The organism is Herbaspirillum sp. SJZ107 (assembly GCF_006715485.1).
Lineage (GTDB): Bacteria > Pseudomonadota > Gammaproteobacteria > Burkholderiales > Burkholderiaceae_D > Telluria.
The window spans coordinates 143,351-155,902 of the sequence record NZ_VFNH01000002.1 but is presented as its reverse complement, the minus strand read 5'-3'; the positions used below and the strand labels follow the sequence as shown (position 1 = coordinate 155,902).

General features: G+C 63.8%; 13 protein-coding genes. 3 read left to right on the top strand and 10 right to left on the bottom strand.

Annotation, left to right across the window (positions count from 1 at the left end):
• Positions 1-3 precede the first annotated feature (3 nt).
• The 4 genes from leuS to FBX97_RS10380 form a co-directional block, all read right to left on the bottom strand.
• On the bottom strand, positions 4-2,649 hold the full coding sequence (gene leuS, locus FBX97_RS10395; RefSeq protein WP_141831319.1) for a leucine--tRNA ligase: 2,646 nt from the start codon (positions 2,647-2,649) through the stop codon (positions 4-6).
• A 75-nt stretch (positions 2,650-2,724) separates the two neighbouring features.
• Complete coding sequence (locus FBX97_RS10390) at positions 2,725-3,051, bottom strand: barstar family protein (protein ID WP_141831317.1); 327 nt, start codon at positions 3,049-3,051, stop codon at positions 2,725-2,727.
• A gap of 175 nt (positions 3,052-3,226) precedes the next feature.
• Positions 3,227-4,033 carry a 4-hydroxy-tetrahydrodipicolinate reductase gene (gene dapB, locus FBX97_RS10385; RefSeq protein WP_141831315.1) on the bottom strand — a complete coding sequence of 269 codons (807 nt, stop codon included), beginning with the start codon at positions 4,031-4,033 and terminating at the stop codon, positions 3,227-3,229.
• 4 nt (positions 4,034-4,037) lie between these two features.
• Entirely contained in the window at positions 4,038-4,649 is a 612-nt protein-coding gene (locus FBX97_RS10380; protein ID WP_141831313.1) for an outer membrane protein assembly factor BamE, read from the bottom strand.
• A 113-nt stretch (positions 4,650-4,762) separates the two neighbouring features.
• Between FBX97_RS10380 and fur the strand changes: the two genes are divergently transcribed.
• Positions 4,763-5,191, top strand: a complete 429-nt coding sequence (gene fur, locus FBX97_RS10375) for a ferric iron uptake transcriptional regulator (RefSeq protein WP_141831311.1) — start codon at positions 4,763-4,765, stop codon at positions 5,189-5,191.
• Positions 5,192-5,256: 65 nt separating this feature from the next.
• On the opposite strand, the gene hrcA is transcribed toward fur, so the two are convergent.
• Together hrcA and FBX97_RS10365 are read right to left on the bottom strand one after the other, a co-directional pair.
• On the bottom strand, positions 5,257-6,270 hold the full coding sequence (hrcA, locus tag FBX97_RS10370) for a heat-inducible transcriptional repressor HrcA (protein WP_141831309.1): 1,014 nt from the start codon (positions 6,268-6,270) through the stop codon (positions 5,257-5,259).
• Between the two features lie 104 nt (positions 6,271-6,374).
• Complete coding sequence (locus FBX97_RS10365) at positions 6,375-7,094, bottom strand: HAD family hydrolase (protein WP_255517414.1); 720 nt, start codon at positions 7,092-7,094, stop codon at positions 6,375-6,377.
• A gap of 248 nt (positions 7,095-7,342) precedes the next feature.
• On the opposite strand from FBX97_RS10365, the gene FBX97_RS10360 reads away from it, so the two are divergent.
• Positions 7,343-7,954, top strand: coding sequence for a hypothetical protein (locus tag FBX97_RS10360; protein WP_141831306.1), 612 nt, complete (start codon positions 7,343-7,345; stop codon positions 7,952-7,954).
• Between the two features lie 33 nt (positions 7,955-7,987).
• On the top strand, positions 7,988-8,725 hold the full coding sequence (locus tag FBX97_RS10355) for a hypothetical protein (RefSeq protein WP_141831304.1): 738 nt from the start codon (positions 7,988-7,990) through the stop codon (positions 8,723-8,725).
• Positions 8,726-8,901: 176 nt separating this feature from the next.
• On the opposite strand, the gene FBX97_RS10350 is transcribed toward FBX97_RS10355, so the two are convergent.
• The 4 genes from FBX97_RS10350 to FBX97_RS10335 all read right to left on the bottom strand — a co-directional run bounded on the left by FBX97_RS10350 (position 8,902) and on the right by FBX97_RS10335 (position 12,547).
• Complete coding sequence (locus tag FBX97_RS10350; RefSeq protein WP_141831302.1) at positions 8,902-9,084, bottom strand: hypothetical protein; 183 nt, start codon at positions 9,082-9,084, stop codon at positions 8,902-8,904.
• 227 nt (positions 9,085-9,311) lie between these two features.
• On the bottom strand, positions 9,312-10,091 hold the full coding sequence (gene rsmA, locus FBX97_RS10345; RefSeq protein ID WP_141831300.1) for a 16S rRNA (adenine(1518)-N(6)/adenine(1519)-N(6))-dimethyltransferase RsmA: 780 nt from the start codon (positions 10,089-10,091) through the stop codon (positions 9,312-9,314).
• A gap of 7 nt (positions 10,092-10,098) precedes the next feature.
• Positions 10,099-11,142, bottom strand: coding sequence for a 4-hydroxythreonine-4-phosphate dehydrogenase PdxA (pdxA, locus tag FBX97_RS10340; RefSeq protein WP_141831298.1), 1,044 nt, complete (start codon positions 11,140-11,142; stop codon positions 10,099-10,101).
• Between the two features lie 4 nt (positions 11,143-11,146).
• Positions 11,147-12,547, bottom strand: coding sequence for a peptidylprolyl isomerase (locus FBX97_RS10335; protein ID WP_141831296.1), 1,401 nt, complete (start codon positions 12,545-12,547; stop codon positions 11,147-11,149).
• Positions 12,548-12,552: the final 5 nt, after the last annotated feature.

Below are 12,552 nucleotides of genomic sequence, written 5' to 3'. Positions count from 1 at the left end.
CGCTTACACCACGATGTTGATCAGTTTGCCGGGGACGACGATGACCTTCTTCGGCGTGCCTTCGACGAACTTCTGCACCGCTTCCGACGCCAGGGCGGCGGCTTCGATGGCAGCCTTGTCGGCATCCTTGGCGACCTTGACCGAGCCGCGCAGCTTGCCGTTCACCTGGATCATCATCTCGATTTCCGACTGTTCCAGCGCGCTCGGGTCGACCGCCGGCCACTGCACGTCGAGGATGTCGCCGTACTTGGCGGCATAGCCGAGTTCCGTCCACAGCGCGTGGGTGATGTGCGGCGCCACCGGGTTGAGCATGCGCAGGAAGATCGACAGGCCTTCGGCGATCACGGCGTCGCTGGCGGCGCCTTCCGCCAGCTTGGCCGACTCCAGGGTATTCAGCATCTTCATGCAGGCCGACACCACGGTGTTGTACTGGATGCGCTTCAGGTCGTAGTCGGCCTGCTGCAGCACTTTATGGACTTCGCGGCGCAGCATCTTCTGGGCGTCGTCCAGGGAACCCTGCTGCTGGGCGGCCAGGCTTGCGGCGACGCGTTCGCGCTGGGCGTAGGCAAAGGCCCAGACGCGGCGCAGGAAGCGGCTCGCGCCTTCCACGCCCGATTCCGACCATTCCAGCGTCTGCTCCGGCGGCGCCGCGAACATGGTGAACAGGCGCGCGGTGTCGGCGCCGTACTGCTCGATCTGGGCCTGCGGGTCGATGCCGTTGTTCTTCGACTTCGACATCTTTTCGGTACCGCCGATGATGACCGGAGCGCCGTCGGCTTTCAGTGCGGCGGCCTGCGGACGGCCGCGGTCGTCGAACACCAGGTCGACGTCGGCCGGGTTGAACCAGATCTTCTTGCCCGCTGCATCTTCGCGGTAGTAGGTCTCGTTCAGCACCATGCCTTGCGTGAGCAGGTTGACGAAGGGCTCGTCGAATTTCACCAGGCCGAAGTCGCGCATCACCTTGGTCCAGAAGCGCGCGTACAGCAGGTGCAGCACGGCGTGCTCGATGCCGCCGATGTACTGGTCCATCGGCATCCAGTAATCGTTGCGGGCCGGGTCGACCATCGCGTCGTTCGAACCCGGCGAGGTATAGCGCATGTAGTACCAGGACGAGTCGATGAAGGTGTCCATCGTATCCGTCTCGCGGCGCGCCGGCTTGCCGCAGCACGGGCAGTCGACCTTCAGGAAGGCTTCGTGCTTCTTCAGCGGGTTGCCGCTGCCGTCCGGGACGCAGTCTTCCGGCAGCACCACCGGCAGGTCCTTTTCAGGTACCGGCACGGTGCCGCAGGACTCGCAGTGGATCATCGGGATCGGCGTGCCCCAGTAGCGCTGGCGCGAGATGCCCCAGTCGCGCAGGCGGAAGGTGACCTTCTTGTCGCCCAGGCCCTTCTCGGCCAGGTCGCCCGACACCGCGTTGACGGCGGCGATGTAGTCCAGGCCGTCGTAGTGGCCCGAGTTGACGATGACGCCGCGTTCCTTGTCGCCGTACCACTCCTGCCAGCCGTCCAGCGAGAAGGTCTCGCCCTCGACGGCGACCACCTGCTTGATCGGCAGGTCGTACTTCTTGGCGAACGCGAAGTCGCGCTCGTCGTGGGCCGGCACGCCCATCACGGCGCCGTCGCCGTAGGTCATCAGCACATAGTTGCCGACCCAGACCGGCACTTCCTCGCCGGTGATCGGATGGATGACGGTCAGGCCGGTCGGCATGCCCTTCTTTTCCATGGTCGCCATGTCGGCTTCGATCACGGAACCCTGCTTGCACTCGGCGATGAAGGCCTGCAGTTCCGGATTGTTCTTGGCGGCCTGGGCCGCCAGCGGGTGCTCGGCGGCGACCGCGCAGAAGGTCACGCCCATGATGGTGTCGGCGCGGGTGGTGAAGACGTACAGCTTGCCGTCGTTGATCGGCTCACCGGCATCGTCGGTGATCACGTGCGGGAAGGCGAAGCGCACACCGGTGGACTTGCCGATCCAGTTGGCCTGCATGATGCGCACGCGCTCCGGCCAGCCCGGCAGCTTGTTGTCGACGTAGTCCAGCAGCTCTTCGGCGTAGTCGGTGATGCGCACGTAGTACATCGGGATTTCGCGTTTCTCGATCGGCGCGCCCGAACGCCAGCCCTTGCCGTCCACCACCTGCTCGTTGGCGAGCACGGTCTGGTCGACCGGGTCCCAGTTCACGGTGCCGGTCTTCTGGTAGATGATGCCCTTCTCGAGCATCTTGAGGAACATCCACTGGTTCCACTTGTAGTATTCCGGCTTGCAGGCGGTCATCTCGCGCGACCAGTCGATCGCCAGGCCCATCGACTCCATCTGGCTGCGCATGTGGGCGATGTTCGAATAGGTCCACTCCGCCGGGGGCACGTTGTTGGCCATCGCCGCATTCTCGGCGGGCATGCCGAAGGCGTCCCAGCCCATCGGCATCAGCACGTTGTAGCCGTTCATCCGCAGGTAGCGGTACATCACGTCGTTGATCGTATAGTTGCGCACGTGACCCATGTGCAGCTTGCCCGACGGGTAAGGCAGCATCGAGCAGGCGTAATACTTGCCTTTTGGGAAACGTGGGTCGTGTTCGACCGCTTTATAGGCGTCGATCGACTTCCAGTAGGCCTGGGCGGCCTGTTCGACTTCGGCTGGACTATATTTATCTTGCATGATGTTCTGCGGACTGAATGGAGGTGAGCAGAACATTATACCGGCACATACGTCCACCGGGATGGGTGGCGGGAGCTAGCGCAGTTCGAGTTCCAGTGCCGGCTTCTCGCCGTAGTCTTCGTAACGCTCGTTGATGCCGATGATGCAGAACGCCATCTCTTCCAGCACGTCCTCGGCCCGTTCCCTCAGGGCTTCCGAGTGGGTGACCACGATGTGCAGGGTTTCGTCCGGCTTGAGGCGGATGCTGCTCATGCCGTCTTCGTCGCGCAGGTAGCTGAGGCAGTCGACCCAGGAATCCATGGTGTGCGGATACGAGTCCGGGAAACCGAAGGCGCGGGCGCTCTCGCGGTGGAAGCTTTCTGCGTCGGTGATGGCGGCGCCGTTCAGTTCGACGGTGGGCATGGGGGTCTCCTCTGGGGAATAACTTGGAACAGATGCGACGGCGGTGGTGGGCGAACGATCGCTCAATAAAACGCCCGCCGTCCCGGTCAGTATGCCAGCAGATCGCCGGGCAAGCCGTCCAGTTCGGCGGGCGTCGCGCGCGGGGCGCGTCAGGGGGTCAGGCTTTCAGGCCCAGTCACTTCAGACCGAGCACATCCTGCATGTCGTAGTAGCCGGTCGGCTTGTCGGCCAGGAAGCGCGCGGCGCGCAGCGAGCCCTGGGCGTAGCTGACGCGGCTGCTCGACTTGTGGCTGATCTCGATGCGCTCGCCGGTGCCGGCGAACAGCACCGTGTGGTCGCCGACGATGTCGCCGCCGCGCACGGTGGCGAAGCCGATGGTCGACGGGTCGCGCTCGCCGGTCACGCCTTCGCGGCCGTAGACGGCACATTCCTTCAGGTCGCGGCCGAGCGCGTCGGCGATCACTTCGCCCATCTTGAGCGCGGTGCCGGACGGGGCGTCGACCTTGTGGCGGTGGTGGGCTTCGATGATCTCGATGTCGTAGCCTTCCGCGAAGTTTTTCGCGGCCATTTCCAGCAATTTGAGCGTGACGTTCACGCCGATGCTCATGTTCGGCGCGAACACGACCGCGGTCTTTTCGGCGGCGGCGCGGATCGCGGCCTTGCCTGCATCATCGAAACCGGTGGTACCGATGATGACCTTGATGCCCTTCTCGGCGCAGACTTCGAGGTGGCGCAGCGTGCCTTCCGGGCGGGTGAAATCGATCAGGTAATCGGCGCCGTCCAGGCCCTTGTCCAGGTCCGACTGGATGACCACGCCGGTCAGTTGTCCCGAAAAGGCGCCGGCGTCCGACCCGATGAAGGGCGAGCCCTCGCGGTCGAGTGCGCCGGACAGCGTGGCATCGGGTGCGGCGGCGATGGCTTCGATCAGCATGCGGCCCATGCGGCCGCTGGCACCGGCCACTGCGATGTTCAGTTGGGTCATGCTTTTACTCTCCTTTTGCTGCTTTTTCCTGCTTGCGCTTGATTTCGTCGATGTCTTCTTCCGCGCTCTTCTGCTCCCACTTCGAGATGCCGATCAGGCGATTGATGTAGTCGCGCTCGCTCGGCAGGTTGCCACCGTCGAAGTGGTCGACCTTGTCATCCTTGAAATACACGGTCACGCGGCTGGTGGTCAGCTCGCCGTTGCCGCGCGCCAGGTAAAACGGGTAATCCCAGCGGTCGCGGTGGAAGGCGTCGGTCAGCAGCGGCGTGCCGAGCACGAACTTGACCTGGTCGCGGGTCTGGCCGGGCTTCAGTTGCTTGATCATTTCTTCGGACACGAAGTTGCCTTGCTGGATGTCCGGACGGTAGGGCGAGAATACCCACAGGAATTTCTGCAGCTTGGTGACGCGGGTGGTCTGGGCACCGGAGTTTGCGGCTGCCGCAGACTTGTCGGCGTCGGCGGCGACCGCGGTGGCTGCGGTGCTCACCGGCGCTGCCGCCTTGGTCTGGTTACGCCAGGATGCGCAACCCGACAGCAGCAACGCCGTGCAGGCGACACCTGCCACGAGCGCCGGGCGCACGTGGAAACGATGGAAAACGGCATTCTTGATGCGCATATCTAATCCCAAAACAAGTGAGCGAGAGCTCGTAAACCAGCCCTGAATGATCGAGCGAGCGCTCGAAAAACGCTATATCATAAAGCACTCCGCCCATATCCGAGTAACAAAACATGAGCAACAACCCAACCGACCTGAAGGCCAGCGGCCTGAAAGCGACTTTGCCGCGCCTGAAAATCCTCGAAATTTTCCAGAACAGCGCGGTCCGGCACCTGACGGCGGAAGACGTCTACAAAACCCTGCTGAACGAAAACATGGATGTCGGCCTGGCAACTGTTTATCGCGTCCTGACCCAGTTCGAGCAGGCCGGACTTCTCAACCGCAACCACTTCGAAACCGGCAAGGCGATCTACGAACTGAACGCCGGCTCGCACCACGACCACCTCGTCTGTCTAGACTGCGGCCACGTGGAAGAGTTCTACGACGAGGAAATCGAATCGCGCCAGCAAAAGATTGCGCTGGAGCGCGGTTTCAAGATTACCGAACACGCGCTGGCCATCTATGGCAATTGCGTGAAGACGGATTGCCCGCACCGGCACTGACATAACCGGCAACAAAATAGAGGGCAAAAAACCACCTGCGGGTGGTTTTTTTATGCCGCATGCGGTCAGGAACTGCTGAGCGCGTTCGACAGCAGCTTGGCCGTGATGTCCACGATCGGAATCACCCGCTCGTAGGCCATCCGGGTCGGCCCGATCACCCCGAGCGTGCCGACGATCTTGCCGTTGACCTCGTAGGGCGCGGTCACCACGCTCATCTCGTCCATCGGCACCAGCTTGGATTCGCCGCCGATGAAGATCTGCACGCCGCCGGCCTTGCTGGACACGTCCAGCAACTGCATCAGCCCGGTCTTCTGCTCGAACATCTCGAACATCTGGCGCAGCGAGCTCATGTTGGATGAGAGATCGGTCACCGACAGCAGGTTGCGCTCGCCGGCGATGACCATGTCGTCGCCTTCCTGCATCGCTTCGCTGCCGGCCTCGACCGCCGTTTGCATCAGCTGTCCCATGTCGTCGCGCAACTGGCGCAGTTCGCCGGTGAGGCGGCCACGCACCTGGTCGAAGGTCAGGCCGGCGAAATTCTGGTTCAGGTAATTGGCCGATTGCGTCAACTGCGCCGGCGAATAATCGACGTCGGTCAGCAGCAGGCGGTTCTGGACGTCGCCGCGCGGGTCGACGATGACGAGCAGGATGCGTTTTTCCGACAAGCGCAGGAATTCGATCTGCTGGAAGGTCGACTCGCGCCGCGGGCTCTGCACCACGCCGGCGAACTGCGACAAGGACGACAGCATCTGCGCCGCATTGGCGATGACCTTTTGCGGCTGGTGTGCCGGCAGGCGCATGCCGGCCTCGACCGCGTTCTCGTCGATCTGGCGCACGGTCAACAGAGTATCCACGAACAGGCGGTAGCCGCGCGGCGTGGGCACGCGCCCGGCCGAGGTGTGCGGGCTGGCCACATAGCCCATCTCTTCGAGGTCGGCCATGATGTTGCGGATCGTGGCCGGTGACAGGTCCAGCCCGGAGATCTTCGACAGTGCGCGCGAACCGACCGGCTGGCCATCGGCGATGTAGCGCTCGACCAGGGCTTTCAGCAGGGTTTGGGCACGATTATCGAGTTGCATAATTTAAAACGAAGCGGAGGAAATCCGCGCTTGCAGGTCATCGCGGTACGTTATTCAGATGTCATTATGCCCGTTCGCATGCCGGGCGTGCAGTGATCGCGGCCTTATTTAATGTGCGCGTGTTCCTGCTCGAGCCAGGCCAGCAGCTCGTCGAAATCGCGCACGATCGCATCGGGCACCACCTCGTGTTCCAGGTGACGGGTCGAACCGGTGCGGTTCATCCAGACCGCGCGCAGGCCGGCGCGCTGGGCGCCCTGGACGTCGAGCAGCACGTCGTCGCCGACGTACACCGCATCCTCGGGCGCCACGCCGAGCAGCCGGCAGGCTTCCAGGAAGATCGCCGCATCCGGCTTGGCCACACCCAGCTCATGCGCCGCCACCGAGACCTTGAAATGATGCGACAGGCCGATCGCTTTCAAGTCCGCATTGCCGTTCGAGATCGAGCCGACCAGCAATTTGTCTTGCAAACGCAACAGGCCCGGCAGCACGTCCTCGTAGGGGGTGACAGCGTTGCGGGCGGCAAAAAAGTGCAGCATCGCCAGTTCCACCTTGGCGGCATCCTCGCCCGCTTCCTGGAACGCGGCGTGCAGGCCGGCGCGGCGCAGCTTGCCCAGGTCGAGGTGGAATTCCGGCTGTTGCGCCAGCAGTTGCAGGCGCGCCTGGCGCAGGCCATCGATGGTGAAGCGCTCGGCCACGCGCGGCGCGTGCTCGCGCAGCCAGGCGAACAGGCTTTCCTCGGCCTGCACGATCACGGGAGAGATCGGCCACAGGGTGTCGTCCAGGTCGAACAGGATGGCCTTCGGCCAGGCACAGGGGCTTGTCATGTTGAAACGCCAGGGTAGCAGGATGGATGCAGGGAGCATGAAGACGAGGCGGGTCCAGCATAGCGATGGCCGCTGTGAAATGCAACGGTGCTGCACGGTGTCAAGTGTTGGTTACACCGTGATACAAAGGTAATGCGTGGCAAATGGCGACCCGGATTGGCAAATGCACTAAAATGATGGGCATTTTTCTACTCAGCGGTGCCGGCAGTCTTTCTCGCGCGCCACATCCTGTCCATTTTGGAGAAGTTATGAAGAGTTCGATCCTGCGTGCCGGCGTTGCGCTGGCATGCGCACTGGGCCTGGCCGCATGCGGCGGCGGGGATGGCGATTTGCTGTTGCAAGGCACGATTTACAGCGGCGTCACCGCGGACGGCCGCCTTGCCGCCCTGACCAAGGACGGCCTGGTCCTGACCAACAACGGCGGCGACGACCTGGCCATCTCGGCCGGTGCCACCAGCTTCCAGTTCAAGCGCGCAGTCTCGACGGACGACGAATTCAACATCGAGGTCAAGGCAAAGCCATCGAACATCGATACGTGCATCATTTCCAATGGCAAGGCACGTGCCAACTACTACACGATCGCCCAGGTCGGCATCACGTGCTACGTCAAGACACACAAGTTTGCGATCCAGATCGCGGGCCTGACCACGAACGGCCTGGTGGTTGTCAACGGTAGCGACCGCAAGGACGTGCCGGCCAACGCCACCAGCCTGAAAATGGATGATGTTTACGAAGACGGCGCCTACGGCGTTACGGTCCTGCAGCAACCGAGCGGCCAGACCTGCAGTGTCGAAAACGGCTCGGGCACCATGGGTTCGACCGATACCGACAACAACAAGGTTGTGGTCCGGTGCAGCTGATACGCCGCGCTTAATTACTCTGGAGAGAAATACATGAAGTTTTCCTTTGCGCGTGGCGCGCTAGCTTTGATGGCAACGCTGACGCTGGCATCCTGCGGTGGCGGCAAGGCCACCTTCCCGATCAACGTCTCGGTCTCTGGCGTGTCCTACGACGGCCTGGTCCTGACCACCAATGGCCAGGACCTCCCCATCCACTACACTGGCGATCCCACGAAGCCTGCAACGATCGATGCCGTTTTCCCGAACGGGATCGAGTACGGCGAGATCTACACCGTGGTTCCGAAGACCGTGACCACCACCGGTAGCGACGGCAAGACCGTTACCACGGCGCAGTACCCGAAACACCAGACTTGCACGCCGGCGACCGGTTACCCGATCGGCCTGCCGATCACCGGCACTGCGGGCCAGCTGGCGAAGATCCAGATCAATTATGTCTGCTCGATCAACGCCTATCCGTTGACCGGCACGGTGAAAGGCCTCCGCGGCACCGGCCTGACCCTGGCCAACGGCAGCAATGTGGCGCCGGTTTCGGTACCACCGGACCTGGACGCCACCACCAAGGCGCCGACGGGCAAGGATGTCGCGCTGGTGATGACTCCGGTAACGTTCAACGCTACCTACGGCGTGACCGTGCTGACCCAGCCGACCAATCCCACCCAGACTTGCGTAGTCACTGGCGGTGCCAACGGCACCGGTGCAGGCACCATGGACCAGGCTGCAGAGGATGCACCGGTTCAAGGCGTCAATAATCTGGTAGTGACCTGCAGCTGATAACCGCCTGATGGGAATCGAGGAGATATGAAACCAGCTTATATCAAATATTCCAAACAAAAATTGGACTGATATGCTGTGATGCAGCATACTGCATCTGTCTCCTCCAACTCTCCTCAGAAAGAATTGGATTTAAGCCCGCCCTCAAAAGCGGGCTTTTTTTTCGCCGGTGCGTCTCAGTCGGCGCTGCCCAGGCGCTTGGCGGTGACCTTGACCACGGCCATCTGCTGGCCTTCGATCGCCACCTGGGCGTTGTAGCGGGCATGCGCGGCCGGGATGGCGGCGCTGGCGTAGCTGGTGACGCCGGCCAGGAAGGCGGCTGCCAGGAAAATCGCTTCCATGTTCTTGAGGACGTTCATTTTGCGCTCCTTCAGTGTCGGTTCAGGTTCTGGACTGTGTTTCGTCTTTCGATGGAGTCACTGTAGGCGCGTGCGCGCCGGCGTGCCATCGGACTGCGACGGACGGTCGAAAACGTGGAGTGAAGGGGGTAAAAGAAGGGAAAATCGGGATGCTGCGATGCAGCAGAGGAGCCTGTTGACGCCAGGCGCCCGCAAAGGCGCCCGGCCAGGAGGGGGCGGAACTTATATCAGGCGACCGGCTTGAGCAGATTTGCCAGTCCCACGTACTGTTCCAGCCCCACCGCTTCCGGACGCGCGCCCGGATCGATGCCGACCTCGATCAGTTGCTGCTCGGTGAACATCCCCGCCACGCAGTTGCGGATCACCTTGCGCCGCTGCGAGAAGGCCTTGGCCACCACCGCTTCCAGCGTGGCGGCGTCGGCCGGCAGCTGGCGCCGGGTCGGGACCATGCGCACGATGGCGGAGTCGACCCGCGGCGGCGGGTCGAAGGCGGTCGGCGGCACCACGAACAGCATCGCCATGTCGTAGCGCCATTGCAGCATCACCGACAGGCGGCTGTAGGCCTTGGTGCCGGGCTCGGCCACCATGCGCTCGACCACTTCCTTCTGCAGCATGAAATGCTGGTCTTCGACCAGGTGCGCGAACTCGGCCAGGTGGAACAGCAGCGGGCTCGAGATGTTGTACGGCAGGTTGCCGACCACGCGCAGCTTCTTGCCTTCCGGGACCGGAATGCTGCCGAAGTCGAATTTCAGGGCGTCGCCGGAATTGACCGTCAGGCGCTCGCGCGGATAGGCTTTTTCCAGGCGCGCGACCAGGTCGCGGTCGAGTTCGACCACGTGCATGTGGTCGAGCTCCTTCAGAAGCAGCGCGGTCATCGCGGCCAGGCCGGGGCCGATCTCGACCATGGTGTCGCCCTGGCGCGGGCCGATCGCGTCGATGATGTCGTTGAGGACGTGGTCGTCGGTCAGGAAGTTCTGGCCGAAGCGCTTGCGGGCTACGTGTTTCATGAGTTTCTTATTTGTTGTTCTGTGCATGCACCATGGTCAGGGCGACGCGAATCGCCTCCTCCATGCTGCCGCAATCGGCCAGGCTAAGGCCCCGGGCGGCGAGGTCGAGCGCAGTGCCGTGGTCGACCGAGGTCCGGATCAGGGGCAGGCCGAGGGTGATGTTGACGCCGCGCCCGAAGGTGGCGTGCTTGAGCACCGGCAGGCCCTGGTCGTGGTACATGGCCAGCACCGCGTCGGCGTCGCGCAGGTACTTGGGCTGGAACAGGGTGTCGGCCGGATACGGGCCGCGGGCGTCGATGCCGCGCGCGCGCGCCGCCTCGAGCACCGGCTCGATCACGTCGATCTCTTCGCGGCCCAGGTAGCCGTTTTCGCCGGCATGCGGATTCAGGCCGGTGACCAGGATGCGCGGCGCTGCCAGGCCGAACTTGGCGACCAGGTCGGCGTGCAGGATGTCCAGCACCTGCATCAGGCTGTCTTGCGTGAGCGCCGCCGGCACGTCCTTCAGGGGCAGGTGGGTGGTGGCCAGCGCCACCCGGAGGTAGGGCTCATCACCGCCAGGCGAACCGGCCAGCATCATGACGACCTTGGGCGTGCCGGTCTTGTCGGCCAGGTATTCCGTGTGGCCGGAAAAGGCGATGCCGGCATCGTTGATGGTGCTCTTCTGCAGCGGCGCAGTGACAATGGCGTCGAACCACCCTGCTCCCACGCCCTCGATGGCAAGGTCGAGCGTGGCCAGCACCGCACGGCCGTTGCGGGCGTCGAGCTGGCCCGGCACCACGTGGGCGTCGAGCGGCACGTCGATCACCGGGATCACGTCCGGCCCGAAATGCGGCAGGCCGCTGTGGCGCAGCGCCAGCGTCGAGATCGCCGACAGGCGGATCGCCGGATCGATCAGGCTGGCCGTGAGCGAGAGGAACGCGGCGTCGCCGACCAGCACGCAGCGGGCCTGGTGGCGCAGCGCCCAGGCGGCGCGGATCGAGATTTCCGGGCCGATGCCGGCCGGTTCGCCGACCGTGAGCGCCAGCGAAGGACGCGATGCTGGCGTAGCCATGCGCTTACTTATCCTCGCGGAACTCGACGTAGGCGCGGTCGCGCACCTGGCGTGCCCAGTCTTCCAGCGCTTCGCCGCGCTTGCGCTCGGTCAGCACCTGGCGTGCGGCGGTACGCTCGCGGTCCTTGGCGGTGTTCTGGGTCTTGCGCTCGATAACTTGCACGATGTGCAGGCCGAACGGCGACTTGACCACATCCGACACCTGGCCCGGCTGCAGCGCATCCATGGCGGCCGTGAGTTCCGGCACGGTGTCTTCCGGCTCCAGCCAGCCCATGTCGCCGCCCTTGGCCGCCGAGCTGTCCTGGGAGAACTGGCGCGCCAGGTCTTCCATGGTTGCCTGCTTGCTGTCGATTTTCGCCTTGTACTCGGCCAGGCGCTTGCGGGCATCGGCTTCGGTCAGGGTCGGCGTCACTTTCAGCATGATGTGGCGGGCATGGGTTTGCGTGACCGCGGCCGGGCCCTGGGCCTGCTGCGCGGCCGCCTGCTTGCGCACGTCGTTCAATTTCAGGATCAGGAAGCCGAAGTTGGCGCGGATGACCTGGGTCGACTGGCCCGGCTTCAGCTTGCGCAGTTCGTTGGAGATCGGGGTCGGCAGGCTGGCCGGGTCGCGCCAGCCGATCGCGCCGCCCTTCAGCGCGTCCGGCGCGTCGGAATAGGTGGCGGCCATCTTGGCGAAATCGGCGCCGGTGCGCAGCTGGCGCGCGACTTCGTCGGCGCGTGCCTTGCGGGCGGCGATCTGTTCCGGCGAGGCGTTTTCCGGGATACGCACCATGATCTGGGCGATGTCCATCTCGACGCGATCGGCGGCGGCGGCCTTTTCGGCGGCCAGGTAGGTATCGATTTCCGCTTCCGACACCTGGATCTTGCTGTCGACCTCGTGGTCGGTCAGGCGGCTCATCATGATCTCGTTACGGATCTGCTCGCGGAAGGCGGCATAGCTCATGCCTTCCTTTTCCGCCTGGTTGCGCAGTTCCTGCACGCTCATCTTCTGGCTTTCGGCGATGCGGCCGATGGCGCGGTCGAGTTCGGTATCGGACACGCGCACGCCCATTTCCTTGGCCAGCTGCAGCTGGGCGCGTTCGCTGATCATCGCTTCCACGGCCTGGCGGCGCAGGTCGTCCGGCGCCGGCAGCTGCATGTTGGCGGCACGCGCGCGCTGGGTGTATTCGTTGATGCGGCGGTCGACTTCGCGATTGGTGATGACTTCGTCGTTGACGATCACGTAGACCGAGTCGATCACGTTGGCGTTGCTGGCCGCCGGCGGCAGGAAACCGGTCGAGGGCTTGGCGGCGGGTGCGGCGGCGGCGGCCGGTTTGGCAGCAGGCTTGGCGGCCTGGGCCAGGACATCGTTGGCCGCGATGGCGCACAGCAGGGCTGCCGCCAGCTTGATTTGGGTGGTACGCATAGTCA

Excerpts from the sequence above, each read along its gene's own strand:
- leuS (WP_141831319.1), bottom strand. The coding sequence starts at position 2,649 with ATGCAAGATAAATATAGTCCAGCCGAAGTCGAACAGGCCGCCCAGGCC.
- FBX97_RS10390 (WP_141831317.1), bottom strand. The coding sequence starts at position 3,051 with ATGCCCACCGTCGAACTGAACGGCGCCGCCATCACCGACGCAGAAAGC.
- dapB (WP_141831315.1), bottom strand. The coding sequence starts at position 4,033 with ATGACCCAACTGAACATCGCAGTGGCCGGTGCCAGCGGCCGCATGGGC.
- FBX97_RS10380 (WP_141831313.1), bottom strand. The coding sequence starts at position 4,649 with ATGCGCATCAAGAATGCCGTTTTCCATCGTTTCCACGTGCGCCCGGCG.
- fur (WP_141831311.1), top strand. The coding sequence starts at position 4,763 with ATGAGCAACAACCCAACCGACCTGAAGGCCAGCGGCCTGAAAGCGACT.
- hrcA (WP_141831309.1), bottom strand. The coding sequence starts at position 6,270 with ATGCAACTCGATAATCGTGCCCAAACCCTGCTGAAAGCCCTGGTCGAG.
- FBX97_RS10365 (WP_255517414.1), bottom strand. The coding sequence starts at position 7,094 with ATGACAAGCCCCTGTGCCTGGCCGAAGGCCATCCTGTTCGACCTGGAC.
- FBX97_RS10360 (WP_141831306.1), top strand. The coding sequence starts at position 7,343 with ATGAAGAGTTCGATCCTGCGTGCCGGCGTTGCGCTGGCATGCGCACTG.
- FBX97_RS10355 (WP_141831304.1), top strand. The coding sequence starts at position 7,988 with ATGAAGTTTTCCTTTGCGCGTGGCGCGCTAGCTTTGATGGCAACGCTG.
- FBX97_RS10350 (WP_141831302.1), bottom strand. The coding sequence starts at position 9,084 with ATGAACGTCCTCAAGAACATGGAAGCGATTTTCCTGGCAGCCGCCTTC.
- rsmA (WP_141831300.1), bottom strand. The coding sequence starts at position 10,091 with ATGAAACACGTAGCCCGCAAGCGCTTCGGCCAGAACTTCCTGACCGAC.
- pdxA (WP_141831298.1), bottom strand. The coding sequence starts at position 11,142 with ATGGCTACGCCAGCATCGCGTCCTTCGCTGGCGCTCACGGTCGGCGAA.
- FBX97_RS10335 (WP_141831296.1), bottom strand. The coding sequence starts at position 12,547 with ATGCGTACCACCCAAATCAAGCTGGCGGCAGCCCTGCTGTGCGCCATC.